This is a genomic window from Tildeniella sp., assembly GCF_059505325.1.
This window is the reverse complement of sequence record NZ_JCACKI010000066.1, coordinates 37,825-55,357: the sequence shown is the minus strand read 5'-3', so window position 1 is coordinate 55,357 and position 17,533 is coordinate 37,825. Positions and strand designations below refer to the sequence as shown.

33 protein-coding genes are annotated in these 17,533 nt (G+C 49.6%); 16 read left to right on the top strand and 17 right to left on the bottom strand.

The features are described 5' to 3' along the window. Positions 1 to 27 precede the first annotated feature (27 nt). From AC5JO6_RS23280 to AC5JO6_RS23235, 10 genes are all read right to left on the bottom strand, one after another. Positions 28 to 333, bottom strand: a complete 306-nt coding sequence (locus AC5JO6_RS23280) for a hypothetical protein (RefSeq protein ID WP_496083420.1) — start codon at positions 331 to 333, stop codon at positions 28 to 30. Between the two features lie 18 nt (positions 334 to 351). Next, on the bottom strand, positions 352 to 780 hold the full coding sequence (locus AC5JO6_RS23275; RefSeq protein WP_496083419.1) for a hypothetical protein: 429 nt from the start codon (positions 778 to 780) through the stop codon (positions 352 to 354). Further along, positions 773 to 2,497, bottom strand: a complete 1,725-nt coding sequence (locus AC5JO6_RS23270; RefSeq protein ID WP_496083418.1) for a trypsin-like peptidase domain-containing protein — start codon at positions 2,495 to 2,497, stop codon at positions 773 to 775. The genes AC5JO6_RS23275 and AC5JO6_RS23270 overlap by 8 nt, the downstream gene beginning before the upstream one ends. Positions 2,498 to 2,500: 3 nt before the next feature. Then, entirely contained in the window at positions 2,501 to 2,677 is a 177-nt protein-coding gene (locus tag AC5JO6_RS23265) for a hypothetical protein (RefSeq protein ID WP_496083417.1), read from the bottom strand. After that, the gene (locus tag AC5JO6_RS23260) at positions 2,677 to 2,874 is read right to left on the bottom strand and encodes a hypothetical protein (protein ID WP_496083416.1); all 198 of its coding nucleotides are present in this window, start codon (positions 2,872 to 2,874) and stop codon (positions 2,677 to 2,679) included. Before AC5JO6_RS23260 ends, AC5JO6_RS23265 begins: the two co-directional genes overlap by 1 nt. Beyond that, complete coding sequence (locus tag AC5JO6_RS23255; RefSeq protein ID WP_496083415.1) at positions 2,867 to 4,105, bottom strand: P-loop NTPase family protein; 1,239 nt, start codon at positions 4,103 to 4,105, stop codon at positions 2,867 to 2,869. The genes AC5JO6_RS23260 and AC5JO6_RS23255 overlap by 8 nt, the downstream gene beginning before the upstream one ends. A 13-nt stretch (positions 4,106 to 4,118) precedes the next feature. Beyond that, entirely contained in the window at positions 4,119 to 4,820 is a 702-nt protein-coding gene (locus AC5JO6_RS23250; RefSeq protein ID WP_496083414.1) for a hypothetical protein, read from the bottom strand. Positions 4,821 to 4,909: 89 nt separating this feature from the next. Continuing rightward, positions 4,910 to 5,284 (bottom strand): hypothetical protein, encoded by a 375-nt coding sequence (locus tag AC5JO6_RS23245; RefSeq protein ID WP_496083413.1) that lies wholly within the window; start codon positions 5,282 to 5,284, stop codon positions 4,910 to 4,912. 69 nt (positions 5,285 to 5,353) lie between these two features. Then, complete coding sequence (locus AC5JO6_RS23240; RefSeq protein WP_496083412.1) at positions 5,354 to 5,596, bottom strand: hypothetical protein; 243 nt, start codon at positions 5,594 to 5,596, stop codon at positions 5,354 to 5,356. Further along, positions 5,593 to 6,576, bottom strand: a complete 984-nt coding sequence (locus tag AC5JO6_RS23235; RefSeq protein WP_496083411.1) for a ParM/StbA family protein — start codon at positions 6,574 to 6,576, stop codon at positions 5,593 to 5,595. The genes AC5JO6_RS23240 and AC5JO6_RS23235 overlap by 4 nt, the downstream gene beginning before the upstream one ends. Before the next feature lie 162 nt (positions 6,577 to 6,738). Here AC5JO6_RS23235 and AC5JO6_RS23230 point away from each other — a divergent pair, with 162 nt between their 5' ends. Then, positions 6,739 to 7,023, top strand: a complete 285-nt coding sequence (locus AC5JO6_RS23230; protein ID WP_496083410.1) for a hypothetical protein — start codon at positions 6,739 to 6,741, stop codon at positions 7,021 to 7,023. Positions 7,024 to 7,151: 128 nt separating this feature from the next. On the opposite strand, the gene iscB is transcribed toward AC5JO6_RS23230, so the two are convergent. Next, a complete protein-coding gene (iscB, locus tag AC5JO6_RS23225; RefSeq protein WP_496083409.1) occupies positions 7,152 to 8,426 on the bottom strand; it encodes an RNA-guided endonuclease IscB in 1,275 nt (424 codons plus the stop codon). 274 nt (positions 8,427 to 8,700) lie between these two features. On the opposite strand from iscB, the gene AC5JO6_RS23220 reads away from it, so the two are divergent. Next, complete coding sequence (locus AC5JO6_RS23220) at positions 8,701 to 9,000, top strand: hypothetical protein (RefSeq protein ID WP_496083408.1); 300 nt, start codon at positions 8,701 to 8,703, stop codon at positions 8,998 to 9,000. 15 nt (positions 9,001 to 9,015) lie between these two features. Here AC5JO6_RS23220 and AC5JO6_RS23215 read toward each other — a convergent pair whose 3' ends face one another. The 4 genes from AC5JO6_RS23215 to AC5JO6_RS23200 form a co-directional block, all read right to left on the bottom strand. Next, positions 9,016 to 9,501, bottom strand: coding sequence for a hypothetical protein (locus tag AC5JO6_RS23215; protein ID WP_496083407.1), 486 nt, complete (start codon positions 9,499 to 9,501; stop codon positions 9,016 to 9,018). Next, entirely contained in the window at positions 9,498 to 9,743 is a 246-nt protein-coding gene (locus AC5JO6_RS23210; protein ID WP_496083406.1) for a hypothetical protein, read from the bottom strand. Before AC5JO6_RS23210 ends, AC5JO6_RS23215 begins: the two co-directional genes overlap by 4 nt. Before the next feature lie 97 nt (positions 9,744 to 9,840). Further along, complete coding sequence (locus tag AC5JO6_RS23205; RefSeq protein ID WP_496083405.1) at positions 9,841 to 10,353, bottom strand: GIY-YIG nuclease family protein; 513 nt, start codon at positions 10,351 to 10,353, stop codon at positions 9,841 to 9,843. Continuing rightward, a complete protein-coding gene (locus AC5JO6_RS23200) occupies positions 10,350 to 10,556 on the bottom strand; it encodes a helix-turn-helix domain-containing protein (RefSeq protein ID WP_496083404.1) in 207 nt (68 codons plus the stop codon). The genes AC5JO6_RS23205 and AC5JO6_RS23200 overlap by 4 nt, the downstream gene beginning before the upstream one ends. Positions 10,557 to 10,838: 282 nt before the next feature. Here AC5JO6_RS23200 and AC5JO6_RS23195 point away from each other — a divergent pair, with 282 nt between their 5' ends. The 7 genes from AC5JO6_RS23195 (at position 10,839) to AC5JO6_RS23165 (ending at position 12,817) form a co-directional block, all read left to right on the top strand. Next, complete coding sequence (locus AC5JO6_RS23195) at positions 10,839 to 10,985, top strand: hypothetical protein (RefSeq protein WP_496083403.1); 147 nt, start codon at positions 10,839 to 10,841, stop codon at positions 10,983 to 10,985. A gap of 30 nt (positions 10,986 to 11,015) precedes the next feature. After that, the gene (locus AC5JO6_RS23190) at positions 11,016 to 11,450 is read left to right on the top strand and encodes a hypothetical protein (protein WP_496083402.1); all 435 of its coding nucleotides are present in this window, start codon (positions 11,016 to 11,018) and stop codon (positions 11,448 to 11,450) included. Between the two features lie 2 nt (positions 11,451 to 11,452). Then, entirely contained in the window at positions 11,453 to 11,680 is a 228-nt protein-coding gene (locus AC5JO6_RS23185) for a hypothetical protein (protein ID WP_496083401.1), read from the top strand. Between the two features lie 55 nt (positions 11,681 to 11,735). Continuing rightward, positions 11,736 to 11,927 (top strand): hypothetical protein, encoded by a 192-nt coding sequence (locus tag AC5JO6_RS23180; RefSeq protein ID WP_496083400.1) that lies wholly within the window; start codon positions 11,736 to 11,738, stop codon positions 11,925 to 11,927. Further along, positions 11,924 to 12,157 (top strand): hypothetical protein, encoded by a 234-nt coding sequence (locus tag AC5JO6_RS23175; RefSeq protein ID WP_496083399.1) that lies wholly within the window; start codon positions 11,924 to 11,926, stop codon positions 12,155 to 12,157. Before AC5JO6_RS23180 ends, AC5JO6_RS23175 begins: the two co-directional genes overlap by 4 nt. Beyond that, entirely contained in the window at positions 12,154 to 12,462 is a 309-nt protein-coding gene (locus tag AC5JO6_RS23170) for a hypothetical protein (protein WP_496083398.1), read from the top strand. Before AC5JO6_RS23175 ends, AC5JO6_RS23170 begins: the two co-directional genes overlap by 4 nt. Before the next feature lie 79 nt (positions 12,463 to 12,541). After that, the gene (locus tag AC5JO6_RS23165) at positions 12,542 to 12,817 is read left to right on the top strand and encodes a hypothetical protein (RefSeq protein ID WP_496083397.1); all 276 of its coding nucleotides are present in this window, start codon (positions 12,542 to 12,544) and stop codon (positions 12,815 to 12,817) included. A gap of 21 nt (positions 12,818 to 12,838) precedes the next feature. Here AC5JO6_RS23165 and AC5JO6_RS23160 read toward each other — a convergent pair whose 3' ends face one another. Beyond that, positions 12,839 to 13,105 carry a transcriptional regulator gene (locus AC5JO6_RS23160; protein WP_496083396.1) on the bottom strand — a complete coding sequence of 89 codons (267 nt, stop codon included), beginning with the start codon at positions 13,103 to 13,105 and terminating at the stop codon, positions 12,839 to 12,841. A 460-nt stretch (positions 13,106 to 13,565) separates the two neighbouring features. On the opposite strand from AC5JO6_RS23160, the gene AC5JO6_RS23155 reads away from it, so the two are divergent. Beyond that, a complete protein-coding gene (locus AC5JO6_RS23155; RefSeq protein ID WP_496083395.1) occupies positions 13,566 to 14,438 on the top strand; it encodes a hypothetical protein in 873 nt (290 codons plus the stop codon). Positions 14,439 to 14,453: 15 nt separating this feature from the next. Here AC5JO6_RS23155 and AC5JO6_RS23150 read toward each other — a convergent pair whose 3' ends face one another. Beyond that, positions 14,454 to 15,152: a hypothetical protein gene (locus AC5JO6_RS23150; protein ID WP_496083394.1), complete on the bottom strand. Its 699-nt coding sequence runs from the start codon at positions 15,150 to 15,152 to the stop codon at positions 14,454 to 14,456. Positions 15,153 to 15,367: 215 nt separating this feature from the next. Here AC5JO6_RS23150 and AC5JO6_RS23145 point away from each other — a divergent pair, with 215 nt between their 5' ends. The 6 genes from AC5JO6_RS23145 to AC5JO6_RS23120 form a co-directional block, all read left to right on the top strand. Beyond that, positions 15,368 to 15,544, top strand: coding sequence for a hypothetical protein (locus tag AC5JO6_RS23145; RefSeq protein WP_496083393.1), 177 nt, complete (start codon positions 15,368 to 15,370; stop codon positions 15,542 to 15,544). A gap of 67 nt (positions 15,545 to 15,611) precedes the next feature. Then, positions 15,612 to 16,061 (top strand): hypothetical protein, encoded by a 450-nt coding sequence (locus AC5JO6_RS23140; protein WP_496083392.1) that lies wholly within the window; start codon positions 15,612 to 15,614, stop codon positions 16,059 to 16,061. Beyond that, positions 16,058 to 16,252: a hypothetical protein gene (locus AC5JO6_RS23135; RefSeq protein ID WP_496083391.1), complete on the top strand. Its 195-nt coding sequence runs from the start codon at positions 16,058 to 16,060 to the stop codon at positions 16,250 to 16,252. Before AC5JO6_RS23140 ends, AC5JO6_RS23135 begins: the two co-directional genes overlap by 4 nt. After that, a complete protein-coding gene (locus tag AC5JO6_RS23130; RefSeq protein WP_496083390.1) occupies positions 16,249 to 16,857 on the top strand; it encodes a DEAD/DEAH box helicase family protein in 609 nt (202 codons plus the stop codon). The genes AC5JO6_RS23135 and AC5JO6_RS23130 overlap by 4 nt, the downstream gene beginning before the upstream one ends. After that, positions 16,857 to 17,297: a hypothetical protein gene (locus AC5JO6_RS23125; protein WP_496083389.1), complete on the top strand. Its 441-nt coding sequence runs from the start codon at positions 16,857 to 16,859 to the stop codon at positions 17,295 to 17,297. The genes AC5JO6_RS23130 and AC5JO6_RS23125 overlap by 1 nt, the downstream gene beginning before the upstream one ends. A 63-nt stretch (positions 17,298 to 17,360) precedes the next feature. Then, the coding region (locus AC5JO6_RS23120) for a pentapeptide repeat-containing protein (RefSeq protein WP_496083663.1) at positions 17,361 to 17,533 on the top strand (173 nt) is incomplete at its 3' end.

The following is a 17,533-nucleotide window of genomic DNA, read 5'->3' as shown; positions in this document are numbered from 1 at the left end:
ACCGATCGTGCTTTAGCCGTGGGAGTGTCAACGACGTTGAATCTTAAAAGGGAATAAAAAAGTTTTTGCTACATAACCTTTTGTGCCATTAAGAAAAGCGACATCAACATAATCAACCAAGCCATCACGCCCAAAATCAATCCTGTACTTAACCTTATAATTTGTCACGCCACACCACCGAGAACCGATTGGCACCTTGGCAATAGCTTTTTGGTCGGCACCACGTACAGATAAACCTGTGCTGCCTCCATTAACACAAACTTTAGTTGCAGCAGAAGCAGGCAAAGCGCCTAGAAAAGTAAGTCCAAAAATCACTATAAGAATCTTCGACATTTTATTGCTCCAGTTGAATCAAAGAAAACGGTGCAGAACAAGACCGATCGCTGTCATAGTTGCTAACTCAAACTTGTAGCGCCATACCGTCAACACAAAACGACATAGCAGCAGGCACAACAGCACAAACCTCCCCCACCAATGCAACAGCGTTTGCAAAAGATTTGGGTAGCGCCCATGCTTGCGTCGTTGTTCGCCTGCCGAAAGACCACCAGATAAAACGCCGTGCAAAACGCTGTCGTGAAAGCTTTTAGAAACTGGTAAAACAGACCACCATAAGCGATCGCTACCATAGTTCAGGTGATGGCAGGCGTACCCTGTATAGCCGCCGCGCTGTTGCCCGATCGCTTGCAATGTGATGCAGCAGCGCCCACAAACCAGCCAAAGCCAGCGCTTATGATGCCGCCTCATCCTTTCTAGCCGTGCGTAGTAACCTAAATCAGCCATCGATGAACCTCCTGACTTTATTGACTGGAATTGCAAAACCATTGCCGCCAGCTTTGCAATTGCCACGCTCATCAGCATCACATTGAGCATTGATGCCGACTAACTGCCCTCGATCGTTCAGCAATGCCCCACCGCTGTTGCCGCGATCGAGATGGGCTGAATGCTGCACCATGGCACTGATAGCGCTCACACTACCCGTTGTGCGTGTCATCTTGCCAAGCTGATTACCGATCGCTGTAATTCGCTCACCCTGACGCACATTTGCCGCCAGCGGCACACCAGGCAACGCAGTAGAGACTGACAACAACGCTAAATCTTCTGATGGGGATTGCTTGATTAACTTGGCGCGAGTAATAAAGCCGTTTGATAATTTGACGTTAACTGTATTGCTGCCTTTGACCACGTGGTAATTCGTGAGCAGCTTCCCTCTGCCAAGACTCACAGCGCTACCGATTTCGTAACCTGCATATATTGCAAAGGTCGTCTGTGCTCCACGACTAGCAGCAACCTCAGTCTGCTTGCCAACCTTAGAGCAAACCTGAATCGTGTAATCCTGAATAGACGGATAACCGCCTTGAGGCTTGCTGCTGTTCTTATTACTGGCATTGCCTGAGTACCAGAATGCAGCGGTCGATCGACAGGCTTCAAAACTGCTCTCACCAGCCTTACGCGATCGCTCAAACTCTTGTGTTAGTTTGCAAGTCGCAATTTTTTCTTGGAGACTGGAACTACCTAAAAACTGTTGAGCACTAATCGATTGCCCTAAGCACTCCTTCGACCAGGACGGCACATTGTCAGGCATGATCTGATACTTGCCTAGCGCTCCAGAATCACGGTTGACCTGAGTATAGTCGCCGCCTGATTCCTGGGTGGCGATCGCCTTGATCACTGGATTTGCCACAACGATCGACGCTTGCCCCACCACAGCTAATTCTAAGTAACCCCGCATCGGCGGCATGTAGCTACCACCTTTGGGCTTTTGCGCCCAATGCAAATGCGGTCCAGTTGAATTGCCTGTGTTACCAGAAAGGGCGATCGTAGCTCCTGCTTTATAGGTGCCTGAGTTGCACTGTGACAGATGCGCTGCCATAAACTCATAAGTGCCTTCAGTCGGCACAATCACTGCATAAGTGCCTGCTGCATTGCCTTCACTTTGGTCATGGCATTTCACGTTGCCATCTAGAGGCATTTTAATGGGTGTGCCAGATGGCAAAGCCACATCTACACCTTTATGGGAAGTCGATCCGATACCACCGGGGGAGTTACGCGGTCCGTAGCCACTAGTGACTTCGTAACTGCCAATCTTCTCGCCTGCTGTAACTTTGGCAAGATCAATCACAGTATCGCCGCTCGGTTCAGGTGTCTTGCTGTCCATCGGCACTAGACCAGCCACAGGGTTAATCATCGTCAAGACCACGCGCACCCAATCCTTCGGGTCTAGCGTTTTTGCTTGCTGTCCCACTAGCAGCACTCCAATACAAACCCACGGCGCAATCAGATGAAAGCCTAGCGTATTGAGATAGAGCGCTTCCTGGATGTCGTCTGAAGCTGCTTTAAGTTTGCGATTGACAAACTTGACCAACTTTTCAGCATCATGATCTTTGCTCTTGCGATCGCGCTTCGTTGATGACTGCGATCGTTTTAGTCCTGACTCAATGCCATCCAGCCGTTGATTTATTTTTGTAAGGGCTCTTACTAAGTCAGCGTTCTCAGCCATTGCTCACTCCTTCGGTGTCGGTGGCTGCATCTGACTTGAGTCTTTACCCATGCTTGGCAGATCCCACCCTGTCGCCCGTTGAATTTCCTGGTTGGCAGGCGCAATCAACCCAGGCGTAAGAATCTGCATGGCAATCCAGAGCATGACGAAGTAGTAAGTGGCGATCGCTGTGCGTACCATCACTCAACCCCGTTTGGTGGTACTGGGTTGCGCTGCTCTGGTGTGGGCGTGCGGGTTTGCCCAGTCAGAATGAACGTAGCGACGTTATAGAGCACTTTGATCGTGCCGCTTACGTCCACTGAAAGTTTGATGGTGCCTGAGCCTAGAAGGTTCAGTAGCAGCGAAGCAATAACCAAAGTGCCAACCAATCTAACCATGAACCAATACCCCCACTTTTTGTAATGCACTTTCCCAGACCTGCTTCACCCGTTGGTATTTCGGGTCAGCGTTGCGGAGTTCTTTCAAGCCACAGTCGATCGCAATCTGCCTTAACGGACTCTTGATCTCTTTTGCTAAAAACTGCTCAGCCAGCTGTTCAATTTCAGCCAACTTTGCGGTTGTAAACACTTGCTGATGCCAAACTTCAAGCGGGTCTGTGTCGTCTTCTGGCAACTTAAGCTCAACGCTGTCCACGCTGAGATACGGCATGATGCGAATATTGATCTCTTGATTAGTCCGCACAACACCAATGCGATCGCAGCCTGGGATCCTTGTGATGCCCTTAGCGCGTTCAAGCATTGCATCTACATCTTCAACACCCATGCGCTTCAATGGGTCTTTTTTCAAGGCTGATGTGTGAAGGACGATCGTATTAAACGAGTCTTGTGCCGCCAGTGATAACCCGGTGTCGGTCACGGTCAAATTCTGCACACCGCAGATTACCTTCACCCGCTGTTTGAGTCCACGGTTAAGAATATTTTTAAAGGCAGAGATAAACGGATCAAACTCGTCTTTACCTTTTGACCGCGCAATGTCAATCACTGCAATCAGCTCGTCAATCACTAAGAGCCTGGATTGGAAGTTACGCACTTGCATTGGATCCTGGCTCAGTTTGGCACGTCGATCGACTTCTGCCGATTCAGCCAGAATCGAATCACGGATTTCTTCGTAGCTGGCACGGATATAGCGTCCTCGCGGCAGGTTAAACCACCAATTCGGCTCACTGCCCTCATGCGACGAACCATAATCCAAGTCGCAGATAGTGACATGCAGATCAGCAACAATCTCAAAGTGCTTGGCTAAGACCCACAGCAGAAAGGTAGTCTTGCCATCGCCACTCACACCGCAGACCAACAACGATCGTCGGATGCAATCGCCTAGCCACTCGCCTTTGATGGACTCTGCTTCTACCCAAGCTTGCACATTTGTCTTGAGTTCTTTTTGCAGGTTCTGCACTTGGATTAACTTGCGAGCTTCACCAATGTCCTTGCGACTGAAGGCAAACGTCTCGAATAAGTGCTGCCAGCCTTCGGTAAAGCCATTGACAGGTTCACGCAAAACAGCAGCATAATCGCCGTTTGTGAGCTGGTGCTTGCGGTTGATGCCATACGCACCGCCCACCATTGCCAACCCTGCATACATCCCTACCGGACTACGCAGCAAAGACATGGTGAGAGTAGCGCTACTTAACAGCAACAGGCTTGCGATCGCTTTTGGGTTCATCTTGAGGCACCGAAGGATTGAGAAAGTTTGTACCGAGAATCAGAGAGTATTGCGCGATCGCTTCGTTGGCAGCGTCCAGGTACTCTTTAGGCGCGATCGCCTTGCCACTCACAGCCTCGCCTTTTTTGACGGCTCTCAGGGCGTAGAGACAAGCAAGCGAATCGATGAAGTAGTCTTTGATCACTTGAAACTGTTCGGCATCGCCAGAGAGAGAACCGTAGCGCTTGGAGGCTTTGATGTACTGGTTGTACTGCGCAACGTAGGTCTGCACCAGCCAATACTCAGCATTGCTACTCTTTTGCGCCTGACGCTGGAATTGGTCAGCCCGAATCTTGAGCAGTAAACCAAAGTCACGATCGCCTGTCACTACCGCCTTATCTAACGTACTGATCAACTCATCCATTGAAGGAGAATCAGTTGCAGGTGCTACAGGCTGTCCATCCTTCAGTTGCTGCCTCACTACTGGCGTGTCGCGGGTTGGTGCAACAGATGGTGATTGGTGGGGACGTGTGACTAGAGGTAAGATCAACGCCCCACCAACAGCACCAAAGAACAGTAGCTTGCTGAAAAAAGTGGGTTTGGCGATCGCGCTTGGCTGAGGCGTTGGTGGAGTTGGTGTGTGCCCATTTTGAGAGCCGAAATCTGGTGTGTCTGAAAGCATGAAAATGTCCCACTAGATTTGAATTTGTCCCACTAAATGAACGCAAGAATCGGTCTTTGAGGCTTGTTGTTGGTGGGAAACTGGGCTTTCTACGGATTGGTTTTTTGATCCTCTCGGAGCGAAACCAGGTTGCTGAGTACTTCTAGCTCAGTAGCCGTAAGTGTGCCTCGATTAAACTGTCGAGCAATGAATTTGGCTACCACTGCATCATCATCTCGCTCTGGTATGGCTAAGGCTGTGGCGATTACTGCCGCTACAGCAGTCAAGCCCGCAAAAGGCGCAATGTGCGTCATCACCACACCCAGAAAGCGCTCACGCCCCTGAATTGTGGTTTCTGGATAGTTCTCCAGGTAGTGATTGGTGGCAGCGCCAGTGGCAAGGAAAGCAGCAACACCACTAACGATCGCGCTGCTTAGTGTTTTCAGGCTCAGACGGTGGAAAGCTTTAGTTAAGTGGTTGGACATGGCTAATGGTGAGGACGCGAAACAACAGGTGGCTATCAGTGGTGACTTGTGGTGACGTATAGCCACCTGTTACAAGCCAGGTATCGAATCAACTGAAAGATCGACTTCAACAGTCGGTGGCGAAAAGCTTGCTGCTGGTGGTCGGAACTGGTTGCTATCCGCTGCCCATCGACTCTCCCAGTCAGATCCATACAAGTGCATCATTTGGCAAAACAAGCGGTGAACATCATCATCAAGACCAGCGACTTTAGCCAAATGCCGAGCGTACTCAGCTTTATCGCCTGAGAACTGAACACGCAGCGGGGAAGTCATAGCAGAGGCATGGAACGAATAGAGATCACTTGAGGCATATCAGCAACAAAAAATCGACCTTTAGTTAACTCTTCCAGTGGTTTTGCTAAAGGGGCAGAACCACCGATGATGAGCACTTCACCAATCTGACCCGATTGATTTAGCGGCTTCCACTTACTGCCAATCTTCTGCCGGATGTTGGTCAACCATTCGGCATGTGCGTCATCAAATGCATCTTTGAAGCTCTGACCATTTTCACCAATTGCGTAGTCGCCACGTTCAATACCATCCATCACAGCCCACGCCTGCGCTGTGTGCCCTAACTTGTGGTTGATTCGTGCTGAAATTGCTTCTGCCAGAGCGTCAGTACCCTGCAAAATAACATCCATATCGCGCTTGATGGAGCCATCTGTTTTATAAAGACGAGCGATAGCCGTGCCCCCACCTAGATCTAGAACTCCGTTGAGCTTGGTATCAGACTTGAAGAGCCGATCTTTAACAGCACGAGCATGAGCCGCTTTTGTTTCATCAACTGGAACCACACGACCGACAGTTGCAACGATACGCTGCCCATCGCGGGTAAATTCGTGCGTACCCTCGATCGACTTGAGGACTTCCAAATCTTCAGTGACACGAGAGCTTGGTAGTGCCAGCAATAGTCGCTCAATCCGTACAACGTCCTCCCCTGGATTCGGTTGTAACGCTGCCAGTACAAGCTTCGGTGCAAGGCTGATTTTGCCAGCCTCAAAAATAGGCTTGCCGTCCTCTTCCTTCGCTGCCTGCCCAAGTACAAAGGTCTGTCCTTCGTGCTCAATCACCACGCTGTTGTGCGATGGCTGAATCTCCTGCCAAGTAGGATCAATGAATTTGATGAACGAAGGGATTGTATGCACCATGCCTAGCGCGTCAATCCACTGAATCGTGCGATTGCCGCCATCAAAAGCGACCGTCTCCCTGATCAAATTTTCAGTCTTTGGCTTGATTGCCGTAGTCGCGCCCATAATCCTCCTAATTTCAACGGGTGGTGACAGGTGGTGACGAGTGGCTACCTGTGGTTACAAATTGAAGATAGCACAATCTGCCCCTCAGTCAACCCCGTTTGAGGGGTTCTTTTTGGGGATGCAGGTTAAAATCATCTCAAATGAGATAATAGGAACCTAAAGATGGCAGACAGGATAGTGGCAAAAAACGAAGTCAAGATTCGGATTAGCGACAGCTTAAACAATGCCGCTCGGAAGTTGGCAGCTAAAACCAACGTAGCGATCGCTGAAGTTTTAGCTCAAGCGGTTGAGCGTGGAATGCCTATCTTGATTGAGGAAGACAACAAAATTAATTGGTGGGATGAATCCATAGCCCGGTCTGAAATCAAGTCGCTGCTAGATTCTTTGCCATCTGATAAGCAGAATGAAGCAATCGCTTATCTGAAAAGCCTGAAATCAAACAATTAGAGGTTGTCGCAATAGAAAACAGGGGCGATCGCACTAAACACGATCGCCCCTGTTTTGTTGTGAAAAAATCCTTTGGGAAACCCTCGTCTTTTAAGCGGAATAAGAACAAAAACACTGATTAAAGTCGGTCAGAGTGCGTAGCCATAGCCGTCTTTGCGTTGCGTCACTTTGCAGGCTTTGTAACTGATGCCTTGCACCAAGCCAGATTTGTCCGAGATGTTGAACGAACCGCTAGAACGCACAGCCACACGTCCTGCATAGGTGCCAATCTTCTTCCCGGTAGTGACAATCGCTTGCACAATATCGCCAGTCTGGAAGCCTTGCACAAACTTTAACCGGGGGACATAACGACTGGGGAATCCGTATTTATCGGTTCTGCACATCTGCCGCGAACCTTGCCCGGTCGCTTTGATAAGCAGCGGTTGCGTAGTCAACACTGTCAGTGTGAGCGTTTCACCCACACAAGCAGCATCCAGCCAGTGAGTCTTAGGCAGGTTGAGACGTGTGCGGTTGAACTTAGTGAGTCCTCCCGATCCCACTGACACGGGTAGCCCTGTCGCCTTGAGTGCGTTGAACAATGCCCAGCGGGTAGAGTTAACCGCTGCTGCATCCTTCAATGGGCGTTTTGCTTGTGCCAGGACTCGTTTAAGGGCTTCTGGTTTTTTCGCTAGAAACACCTTGATGTCTAGAGTCCCTTTTTTCGTATTACAAGGTTCGCAAGCCAAGCACAGGTTACTGATCCTGTTACTGCCACCTTTGGCACGGGGCTGGATGTGTTCCACTTGGAGCGGCACATTTTCTTTGCCGCAGTAGGTACACTTTCGATCCCATTTATTGAGCAAGTATTCACGCACTTCATAGCCAGCAAGTTCACCTTGCTGATACTCAACCCCGCTGATCTCTGGATTCTCAAGCTTTTGCAAGTCAAACCGCACAAGCTCTTGTGAGAGTGCTTTGACATGGGTAAAACGGTTAATCCGTTTTACCCATGTCAGCGTCGTCAACACCCGATGCCGAAGGCTAGGCGCTAACCAACCATCAGGACGGGTACGGTTCAAGAAACGAGCTTGACGGTAGCGAGTATGGCGGCTGCGTCGTCCACGTCTCATGGATCGACGGGAATCTAGAGACGCTTTGATGACTTGCCCGCGATGAGTAAGTTCACCCGCCCAGATTACAGCATCACCCGACAGCAAAGCGATACCAGTCGTTTTAGAACCGGGGTCGAGCTTCAGAGTGAGGGGTAAGGGGTCAGCAGCTACAGACTTTTTCAGGATGATGGTGAACGGATAGCGCCTGAAAACGGCAGCTTTCCCGTTGGTTAAGAGTGAACGCGCTACTCCTGGTTTGCAAGGGTTGAGCGGTTTGTGGTGGGTGTCGAGGACAAAAACAAAGTTAGACATTGGAGCGTCTCTTCTATGGGAATGTAATGTTTGCTTCGATCTTGTTAGTGGAGCTTGTTAGGCTGAAAGCACTGTTCCAGTGACCTTAGAACTGTTTAACTGACAGCGACAGAGCAGGGGACTAGCACGCATCCCAGGGTGTCGTGACTCCACTAACGGCTACTCTTGCGAGTGATCTGGTCAGCATGGCTTAGGCTTGCGCCTGAAGCCCCGTCACTTCAGTGCGGGGTTGCCGACTCATCCGCTAAAATGGCAAAAACTTGGAGCTTGACCTATGCCCGGTTTAATGCAATGGCGCAGCAACTCTCTATCATCCAATGCCAAAAAAGAACTGTACGTGCAAGACCCAGGACACACCTGGAGGCATTACCGACTATCGCAGCATTACCAACCCGATCGCATGAGCTTTGGTGGGATGCAAACCCAGGTTGAATGTGCAGCGCGTGGGTATCAGCTACTGCGATCGGATGAGCCATTGCCTGCTGTGGAGTTGCGTCAGATGGATGAACCAAAAGCACCCATGATGCCGCTGGCAGGATTAAGTGAGGTGCAGCGGCAGCGGTGGACGGCTTAGCCTGGGAAAGCAGGCTTATGGCAGTTTTACCCCATTCGCTTTTGCTAAGTAGGTCAAAATATCACCTAGTAAATCACTGTCAACCCACGCCGCTTTATCCGGGTTGAAATTATCTAGCTTGCTCTGAAGGTCTTGTAATTCAGCTTTAATCAAGGTCAGTCGATACTCGCACGTTTCTTTAGCCGTAGCTTCTACTTCGCCTTTGTTTTCAATCAATTTTTCGATCTCAATCTGATCTGTAACATTGCTCGACGCTAAATGGATGATTGCTGGAATCCCACAAAGAGGGCATTTAGGCTTCTCAGCCAATTGAGGATACTGTTGCCAGCTTGACTTAAGGGCTTCTATTAGATTGCTCATGGCTGCTGCTCCAATACTTTTACTTTCGTTAGCCTTAGCGGGGAGGATGTCAAACCCTCTACGACCAACCGTGCCAGCCGCTTGCGATGTCCAAGTGGCGATCGTGCCTACTGCCAAAATCTCTGTTGTTTTACTGCTCATGGCTTTTGATCTCCTTCAATAAATTCCAATCCTCCTAACCTACCCATCACACGAATCAGGTTGGTATCGAACCGCTTGTAGAACCCTGCACACACAGCGCTTTCCGTTTTGTGGCAGACAAAGTGTGAATCGCTACTGCGGCACTCTGTCAGCACTTCAGCCTTGCGCTCTGCTGAGACGATGCGCGATCGGCTGAACAGGCATTGGCTGCACGGTTTGACGCATACCTGCAATTTACTCATGGCTTAACCCTCCCCTAACAACTTCTGTCTACTGCCCTTCTTCTGACCCCACAACCGTCTAATTTCTTTGATGTTGTCAGTCCTAATGTGCTGACAGTCATTTGCATTCCTCAATAAAGCTCAGTAGTTCTGGAGTCGCCTTGAACCACTCGCCCCTAATATGCAAATGTGCAAATTTTTTATGCAATTGATGCTCTTTCCTCCTGCCACCTTTTATTACTTTTAGGCACTGAAGATTTGCCGATGTGCCCGCTTGCAAATCTTTAACTCTTTGTTTTACGCAAATGGTGGTGCCAATTTTTATTGATTGTCTAAGGTCATCAAACAAAAAATAAACTGAGTCAAACCCGTTTGTACCAGGTTTGGTGCTTGATTCTTTTTGCTTCACCTTGAGACAAGACTGATGCCATAGCAAAAGGTACTGCTTGGCAAAATCGTTGAACATTGTCACTTTTTCATCTGTTACAAGTATCGCCTCCATGTAGTCAGAGCCATAGCTAGAAGGCGAAAGCTTCAAAACCATCTCCAAGTCTAGTTTTGACTTAAAACCAAGCTCTTCCCATTGCGTTGAATTGTATGGATACTTTGCCAATGCATCTGCAGCTATCATTTTTTAATCCTCACCAAAATATCTTGGATTTCACAATCAAGCGCATCACAAAGCATATCAAGCGTATCTAGCTGAACGCCTTTAGCTCTGCCTTGCTCTAATTTTTGAATGTTTTGCGGAGACATCTTTATACGTCTAGCCAACTCATTTTGTGAGATCTCTTTTGCCTCCCTGACTTGCTTCAATCTGATTTCCACTGGCATTACCGTAAACGTCTCCTACTATTATAAGTGGTACTACTTTCTTTTGTGCTACTTATCGTAATAGATATAGCTTATACAACAAGCACAATAGTATCACTTAATGTAATACTACTTTTATTGACGTATTACTATTGGTGGTATTACTATTAGAGACATGGGTTCGACCCAACGCCCCGGCGCTTCAAGCGGCAGCGAAAGACCGGAGGCGACCCGGAATAAAAACACCGCTGTTTACAGCAGCCCTGAATGATGGGCGTTTTGTAAACGATCGAGGATTCCGCCATGTCTATCGCCGCTTTCACTCACGACTACTGCTACATCGTTATCGACGTTGCGACAGGCTTTGCTTCCATCCGTGACATTTGGGACGGAATGGAAATCTGGGAGGCTGACGACCTGGATGAAGCGCTAATTTTTCTCGCTGCCTAACCACTCCAACCACTTCATAAGGAGAACATCATGATTCAACTTCCAGAACTCACTCATCCATTCACAGCCAAGACGATCGCACTCGTCTCCCGCACTTGGGAAATCGGCGAACAAGTTTATGCAGCAGTGACAAGCGATCGCGCCCAGTCCATCTACCGCACGATCAGACGTGCAGCAGTCACCACAATCTTGCTCAGCATCGCCTCGATCCTCTTGTTGATCGATGGAGCGAAAGCAATTCATCAATGGGCGCAAGCTCATGCCGATTGGCAGTATGAAGATTTTGAGAAGGTTGCTACTGACAAGATTCAGGCAGCAGTGGCGGCGGTAAAAGGGGTGTTAAAGGAGCAGCGCGATCGTGCCTCGCTGTTAGTAAAAGCGACCGCTCAGCAGGTAGAGTCAGCAGCACGGCTGAAGGTGGCTGAGTTGGGGCAGAAGATTAGCGATCGCGCTTTGGAGGTTTAGCGATGAAAATGTTAAAGAACCCACACGGCAATGGGTATCTGGTATCAGAAAACGTACAGCCGATCGCAGTAGTGCCAAGCATCAACAATGCTCAGCGAGTGATGGGCATCGAGCCATCGCCTGAAGATTACAGACCATCGCTATCGCTAAATGGAATTCAGGCACGAGCAGCAGCCAGCAGCGACCCACATGAACTGTATTGGTTGTATCTGGATAACGGTTTGATGTGACTAGGCAGGGGCGCACCTACCAGCCGATCGCGGCAGTCCCCCACTCTTAAAAACCATGTTGCAATTCACTGCCCACATTTACCTTCACGATACTGGCAGTTGGCGTTACGGTTATTTGCTGCCAGTCCAAAACGAAGCAGAAGCTCAAGCGCTAGCAGAAGCGATCGCGCTGTGTCACGGTGCCGATGTCAAACGACCAGATAAAGCAGTCTACGCACTGCACAAGCATCAGAAGGTTGCAGCATGAACCAACCACCAACTTTCCTGGATGAACCTGTCAAAATTGCGCGATCGACCACATCCGGTAAACTGCTGCGCGATTTGGAAGCGCTCTACTGCGTCGAAATCATTGGACTGTCCAACGGTATCAGAGCAAGGTATTGGATGACTCAGATTGAGGTTGAAACTCACATTAAAGGTGGGTTTGCAGCCATTAGAGAATTGCAACAGAAATGGTTAAAACAGAAAGCAGCATGAATACTCAAGCAATTATCAGAGGAGGAGATCGCCTCCTTGACCACTATGACTACGTGGGCGCAATGGCAATAGTGAAAGCCAATCAAAACGCTTACGAAGGCGAACTACTGGCATCGTACGAAGACAGAGAGGCGTGGGCGCGATCGGTCTTGGAGTGCAACGACTGGAGCGAACTTCAAGCGCTGCCAATTGTGAAACAGCGTCACGGACTGCTGCTATGGGCAGTCATTGGACAGGAAGAAGATCGCTCAAGTGGCTTCCCGATTCGGTTCGTTAAGTTGGCGATCGCCATCCCGAAAGCTTAATCAATTACTCAAATCAAAGCGATCGCCCCGTCCCTGGTAAGTCAAAGCGATCGCTCAACCCCATTACAAGGTCAAAATCATGCTACGTCAATCAATAGTCTCGCGCAATACCCACAGTTTCTATACGCTGTGCCCGAAGCATCCTCAGTGTGGTTGTACCGACTTCTGCAAAGAGTACAAGTTTACGCTCTCACTGGCTACCCTTGTCGTTTTGGTGGCGATCGCCTTGCCTCTTGCCACCCTAGCTCCCTCACCAGAAGAGTGTCATCGCGGGTCAGGTCGCACCTGTTTGATGGCGGGTGGTAGTGGTATCCCTGGTCCGAGACTGCCCAAGCCACCCAAACGCGCCGTTTAGATCTTGGTCGCTGCGATCGCACTACTCCATCAACCTTAGTCGCTGCTCAATCCGCGATCGGGCATCTTCAGCACTAAAGTCGTCAAACGCCAGACTCAATTCTTCAGTCGAGCCATTGAGCAAGACTTCAAGCTGGAGTATCTCAGCAAAGGTGAGTGTTGGATAACTGATGCGTCTAACCCAATCCGATATCGTAGATTCGCGTTTATTCAGTGCCACTGCGATCGCGCGTTGAGTCAAACCTGATCGTCGGATCAGATCAGCAAAAGTAAGAGGTAAGCGTGGCATACTGATAACGATTGCGGTTGTCGCATTGCGCTAGACCGCAAGCCCTTCTAAACGTGCGGAAAGCCGCTAGAGTACAAGCTTCCCGGCACTTCTCTAGCGGCTTTCTCAGCACATTATCCCACCATCAAGCGCGATCGCCCTACAACCCATCACCCATCAGAGGCACCACTTAAAACACCTTGATTACGCCGATCGCGCTCCGTTGGATGCACTTGCACTTGCAGCTTCATCACTTCTTTAATTTGCACCCGATGCATTGTATAGTTTAGCGATCGGTGTTCCAGCCTTCCTGTGATTCGTTAATCTAAATAAACGATTGGCAACAGCCAGAAAGCTTAACTCAATCAGTCTTTTTGCGTTCTCAGGTGCTCTCAAGCGTTGTTCTGTCCACTAAGCTGCGAAGCTTCCAACGCACTCAATCATCACTACCCGGCAACTCGATCGCCCCCATCATTCACCAATGCCCCAACCTTTGATCAAGCGCCCCCGCAGGCGTGACTTTGTTGTGCGATCGCTCACACGTCGAGTTAAGCCATTCAGCGTAGAATTACAGCAGCCCTCTCTGTTGCTGATCTCTATGTCTACCCCGGAACAATCAGCAGCCGACTTTTTAGCACAACTGAAGCGATCGTTGAAGCTTGAAGCATACCCTTGCACGGTGCGGTGGGATCTAGAATCTCACGACAACCCGCTTGTCCCTTGGGAGCAGCAGCAAGCAATCGAAGTTGATTGTGTAGACGAAGAAACAGTTGGCAAAGTATTCGCCGATCGGCTGAATGTATCCCACCGTGCTTTACAGATGGGCGTAAGGCGCATTAACTTGAAGGTGCAAGGGGAGTTGTTCTTACCGCTCTCACCGCATCTCCTCACTACCTTCGGGAAGGGTGCTAGTGCTATGTCTCAAGCTGCAAACAATGGACGGCTGATTTTGCCCAGACAGGCGAACGGACTACGCATCATCGAAAGCAAAGCCGTACTCGATCAGTTAGTAGCAGAAAACGCAGATCTCAAAATCATTCGTTTCATTGATCACATTGGTTTAGCGTCTGGCAGCAATTGTCTTTCAGGCTGTGGACTGACAGTAGAAGAATGGACTGGGCGCAGCATGGACGAACCCACGCCCAAAGGTGTCAGCACGTGGATACCGGAACACCTCAAACGGTTTCAGACGCTCTTAGCAAACCATGCAGGCGAAGATGTGGAATACGAATATCCTGCCTACACCTATCACGGCGATCCAATCTATCAGCACGTACGAGCCTGGTTAGGACTGTACAACGGTGCGATCGTCCGGGGTGTAGAATGCTTGGAGCTGAGGCAGGGGCATGAATAGCTGATTCTGCTTTGCTTAAGCTTTCGGCTTAGGCTTCGCTTCTTTCTTGGCAGGTTTACTGTGCCCATTGCCTTGCTTGGACTGTTCGTGCTGTGCGGCGATCGCCTTAAGATCCAGGTCAAAAAGCTTTGCCCAGACTTCAATATTGCTTTTGATACCGTCCAGCGGTACGCGATTTGCTAAGCAATGAAGTGAATCCGGGTCTACTGTGGTGCTGCCTGTCATTAGCGACTGTAGCCACGCTGTCGGCTCTGTAATACCTGCTGTATGCAGCTTCATTGACTCAGCCAGCGTTTTTAGATCAATTTGCTCAGCCTCAAGCACAGCATCGATCGCACCTTTAAGCTTCAAAATATGAGTCGGCAGCGCAACGGGTTGTGGTGCCTGAGAAAGTACGATGACGCGATCGTTTAACTTCCACGCGATCGCTAAGAACTTGGCAGGGTCAAAGTTTTCACCAGTATCAGGATCAATGATGTGCGGTGCAATTTTGAGTAGAAACTCTGGCGCGGGTATGTGACTGTAGAAACCTTTGCTGTTGCCAATATTTTTGAGGAAAAGCGAAAGGTTACTTTTCCCAACTCCAGCCAGATAGCAAAGCCGCTCTTGAGTCATTCGCTTGCCTGCTTGAGGACCAGTTTGGCTTTTTATCAGCTCCGCAATGCGGCGCAAGCCCTGCGAATCCCAAAACAAATCGTCCCCTGCTTCTGACATTTGCAAGCCCCGTCCAGTGTATCGAATTCATTCTATCAAACGAGATGTAAAGAAACGATGAAGTCTACTTGATCCAGCCTGCGGAATCCAGTACACTAAATTTCAGAAGCAAACACCACGTTTACTGTCTCCTCAATCTAGAAAAATCAGCCCGCTGCCACTACACAGCGGGCTTTTTCAAAGCCTTGCTTGAATTCAATCATGGAATTAAAGGAATGAAAACCACAAAAGTAATCAACATCGATCGCGTAGCAGTCTACGTCCCTATCGCACTCAATGCCCAAATTGAAGCATCCAAGCCTGCGCATCTAAAGAAGTGGGAATGGGTGCATTTTTTGCTTAATCAGGGTCTTGCTCAGTTACCTGAAACGTCTGAGCAATCTGCCGCCTGAAGAATTTTGCGCCGGGTGCACCCCGGCTAGTAGCCTATCGCCCGTATTACACGTACGGACTCGACTAATGACCAATCTAGCAGATACGACTAAATCAATCGACGTTGCCGCTCTCAAAGCAAACCTCGTCTCTCTTGCAAAACTAGCGCCTGAAGTGTGCAGCTATTACACGAGACACGAAAGCGCTGGAAAAGAGCTGGAAGTAACAAGCCACTTTACGCTTGCCAAGGGGCACACGATTACGTTAACAAACGATCAAATTATCAGCCAACCAGAATGGCAGAATTGGGCAGCGCTCCAATGGGCAATTCAGCAGGCGATCGCGCTGCGCGGTTGGGTAATTGACGCAGAATCCTACCACCATGCAGACACCAATGAGTCACGGTGGGATGTGTTCGTTTACGACAAAGGGCGCATAGCGATCGACGGGGCAAGCTATCGCTGTGATGATGCAAACCCCGCGATCGCGCTTCTCCAAGCCTTCATCTCAGCCCTTCAAGGTGAGGTGACAGCGTGAAGCCATCACTCCGATTGATGCACGAACAGCCACTATCTGAGGCTGGGCACTGCCAGTTCCAGGTGACGCGCTATAAAGCTTTAGCAGCAAAAACAAAGGATGAAGGGGAGCGGCGATCGCTGTTGGCGCAGGTCGATTATTGGCAGGGGCAGTTGAGCGCGATCGAGTCTGAGTTGAGGGTGGTGGCATGACTGACTACAACACTTTTCTCAATGCCAAGCTCTCTACAGCCTCTCAAACTGGCTTTGAAGTCAATCCTGAATGGTTAGGCACACCAGAGCCAAAGTACGCCTTTCAGCCTCATATCGTGAAGTGGTCACTACGTTGCGGTCGTGCTGGTATCTATGCCAGTTACGGCAAAGGCAAGACCTACATGCAGCTTAAGTGGGCTGACTGCGTTGCTAAATATACAGGCGATCGCGTCCTTATTCTGGCTCCCCTAGCAGTAGCAGAGCAAACCGTACAAGAGGGTGAGAAGTTCGGCATTCGCGTTGAGTATGCAGAGTCAGGTGATGAAGCGCTTAAGTCAACATCGCCCATTATCATCACGAACTACGATCGCTTGGATAAATTCGAGAGTGCGATCGCATCTGGTGAATTTTCGAGCGCAGCTTTAGACGAGTGTTTTCCCCATAACACGTTAATTGACGTGATTGAGGATGGAAAGCTAACTCAAAAAGAAATCAGCAACGACATTTCTCTGCCGTTCTTGACCAATGCGATCGAGTCAGAGTTAGGCGGCACCTGGAAGCATCAGAAAAGCTGGTTTCCTCAATGCGATGGAGGGTTCAACTAATGGACTTCACCACAAGCAATGAAGCCGGATCAGCCCTCAGTCGATACGCCCAAGGCGACATCAGCGGAGTCAGCGCGATCGCGTCTCTTCTACCCCCTGCCTACATCAACATTGACGAAGACCCAATCAGCGGCGAACCGCGCATCATCAACTTTTTGCAAGATGGTGGCTTTCGTCGGTTTACCAGCGATCGACCAACTGAACCAATCAGCTACAGCCTTTCTTGGCAGAGTCGCGGCGGCAAGGCTCAACTGCTAGGGCAAATCAAGGTCAGTGCAGGCGGCTGGATGATCAGCTACATCGAGCGCAATTCTTTGCAGAACGGTGAAAGTCTTGAATACGCCACCTACCAGGATGCAGCAGCTTATCTGTTCCAGCAGTGGGAGCAGGTACGGTATGAGCGCAACCGACAAGCAGTGAGAGAGCGTAACGCTGCCTGAGTTTTACTTGTGTACCGGGCGGCACTTGTCGCCTTTCTTAATCTTTCAACCATTAGAGGTTTTATGCGCGTAATCAACGATTTAGAGCAAGTGTTAGAGCAGCATAATCAGTGGCTGCAAACACGTTGGAGTGATGAGGTGAAAGGCGATCGTGCCAACCTGAGTGGTGCCAACCTGCGTGGTGCCAACCTGAGTGGTGCCAACCTGCGTGGTGCCAACCTGAGTGGTGCCAACCT

What these genes read in the sequence shown, in the direction of transcription:
- AC5JO6_RS23280 (WP_496083420.1), bottom strand. Translation starts at nt 333, where the DNA reads ATGTCGAAGATTCTTATAGTGATTTTTGGACTTACTTTTCTAGGCGCT.
- AC5JO6_RS23275 (WP_496083419.1), bottom strand. Translation starts at nt 780, where the DNA reads ATGGCTGATTTAGGTTACTACGCACGGCTAGAAAGGATGAGGCGGCAT.
- AC5JO6_RS23270 (WP_496083418.1), bottom strand. Translation starts at nt 2,497, where the DNA reads ATGGCTGAGAACGCTGACTTAGTAAGAGCCCTTACAAAAATAAATCAA.
- AC5JO6_RS23265 (WP_496083417.1), bottom strand. Translation starts at nt 2,677, where the DNA reads ATGGTACGCACAGCGATCGCCACTTACTACTTCGTCATGCTCTGGATT.
- AC5JO6_RS23260 (WP_496083416.1), bottom strand. Translation starts at nt 2,874, where the DNA reads ATGGTTAGATTGGTTGGCACTTTGGTTATTGCTTCGCTGCTACTGAAC.
- AC5JO6_RS23255 (WP_496083415.1), bottom strand. Translation starts at nt 4,105, where the DNA reads ATGTCTTTGCTGCGTAGTCCGGTAGGGATGTATGCAGGGTTGGCAATG.
- AC5JO6_RS23250 (WP_496083414.1), bottom strand. Translation starts at nt 4,820, where the DNA reads ATGCTTTCAGACACACCAGATTTCGGCTCTCAAAATGGGCACACACCA.
- AC5JO6_RS23245 (WP_496083413.1), bottom strand. Translation starts at nt 5,284, where the DNA reads ATGTCCAACCACTTAACTAAAGCTTTCCACCGTCTGAGCCTGAAAACA.
- AC5JO6_RS23240 (WP_496083412.1), bottom strand. Translation starts at nt 5,596, where the DNA reads ATGACTTCCCCGCTGCGTGTTCAGTTCTCAGGCGATAAAGCTGAGTAC.
- AC5JO6_RS23235 (WP_496083411.1), bottom strand. Translation starts at nt 6,576, where the DNA reads ATGGGCGCGACTACGGCAATCAAGCCAAAGACTGAAAATTTGATCAGG.
- AC5JO6_RS23230 (WP_496083410.1), top strand. Translation starts at nt 6,739, where the DNA reads ATGGCAGACAGGATAGTGGCAAAAAACGAAGTCAAGATTCGGATTAGC.
- iscB (WP_496083409.1), bottom strand. Translation starts at nt 8,426, where the DNA reads ATGTCTAACTTTGTTTTTGTCCTCGACACCCACCACAAACCGCTCAAC.
- AC5JO6_RS23220 (WP_496083408.1), top strand. Translation starts at nt 8,701, where the DNA reads ATGCCCGGTTTAATGCAATGGCGCAGCAACTCTCTATCATCCAATGCC.
- AC5JO6_RS23215 (WP_496083407.1), bottom strand. Translation starts at nt 9,501, where the DNA reads ATGAGCAGTAAAACAACAGAGATTTTGGCAGTAGGCACGATCGCCACT.
- AC5JO6_RS23210 (WP_496083406.1), bottom strand. Translation starts at nt 9,743, where the DNA reads ATGAGTAAATTGCAGGTATGCGTCAAACCGTGCAGCCAATGCCTGTTC.
- AC5JO6_RS23205 (WP_496083405.1), bottom strand. Translation starts at nt 10,353, where the DNA reads ATGATAGCTGCAGATGCATTGGCAAAGTATCCATACAATTCAACGCAA.
- AC5JO6_RS23200 (WP_496083404.1), bottom strand. Translation starts at nt 10,556, where the DNA reads ATGCCAGTGGAAATCAGATTGAAGCAAGTCAGGGAGGCAAAAGAGATC.
- AC5JO6_RS23195 (WP_496083403.1), top strand. Translation starts at nt 10,839, where the DNA reads ATGTCTATCGCCGCTTTCACTCACGACTACTGCTACATCGTTATCGAC.
- AC5JO6_RS23190 (WP_496083402.1), top strand. Translation starts at nt 11,016, where the DNA reads ATGATTCAACTTCCAGAACTCACTCATCCATTCACAGCCAAGACGATC.
- AC5JO6_RS23185 (WP_496083401.1), top strand. Translation starts at nt 11,453, where the DNA reads ATGAAAATGTTAAAGAACCCACACGGCAATGGGTATCTGGTATCAGAA.
- AC5JO6_RS23180 (WP_496083400.1), top strand. Translation starts at nt 11,736, where the DNA reads ATGTTGCAATTCACTGCCCACATTTACCTTCACGATACTGGCAGTTGG.
- AC5JO6_RS23175 (WP_496083399.1), top strand. Translation starts at nt 11,924, where the DNA reads ATGAACCAACCACCAACTTTCCTGGATGAACCTGTCAAAATTGCGCGA.
- AC5JO6_RS23170 (WP_496083398.1), top strand. Translation starts at nt 12,154, where the DNA reads ATGAATACTCAAGCAATTATCAGAGGAGGAGATCGCCTCCTTGACCAC.
- AC5JO6_RS23165 (WP_496083397.1), top strand. Translation starts at nt 12,542, where the DNA reads ATGCTACGTCAATCAATAGTCTCGCGCAATACCCACAGTTTCTATACG.
- AC5JO6_RS23160 (WP_496083396.1), bottom strand. Translation starts at nt 13,105, where the DNA reads ATGCCACGCTTACCTCTTACTTTTGCTGATCTGATCCGACGATCAGGT.
- AC5JO6_RS23155 (WP_496083395.1), top strand. Translation starts at nt 13,566, where the DNA reads ATGCCCCAACCTTTGATCAAGCGCCCCCGCAGGCGTGACTTTGTTGTG.
- AC5JO6_RS23150 (WP_496083394.1), bottom strand. Translation starts at nt 15,152, where the DNA reads ATGTCAGAAGCAGGGGACGATTTGTTTTGGGATTCGCAGGGCTTGCGC.
- AC5JO6_RS23145 (WP_496083393.1), top strand. Translation starts at nt 15,368, where the DNA reads ATGAAAACCACAAAAGTAATCAACATCGATCGCGTAGCAGTCTACGTC.
- AC5JO6_RS23140 (WP_496083392.1), top strand. Translation starts at nt 15,612, where the DNA reads ATGACCAATCTAGCAGATACGACTAAATCAATCGACGTTGCCGCTCTC.
- AC5JO6_RS23130 (WP_496083390.1), top strand. Translation starts at nt 16,249, where the DNA reads ATGACTGACTACAACACTTTTCTCAATGCCAAGCTCTCTACAGCCTCT.
- AC5JO6_RS23125 (WP_496083389.1), top strand. Translation starts at nt 16,857, where the DNA reads ATGGACTTCACCACAAGCAATGAAGCCGGATCAGCCCTCAGTCGATAC.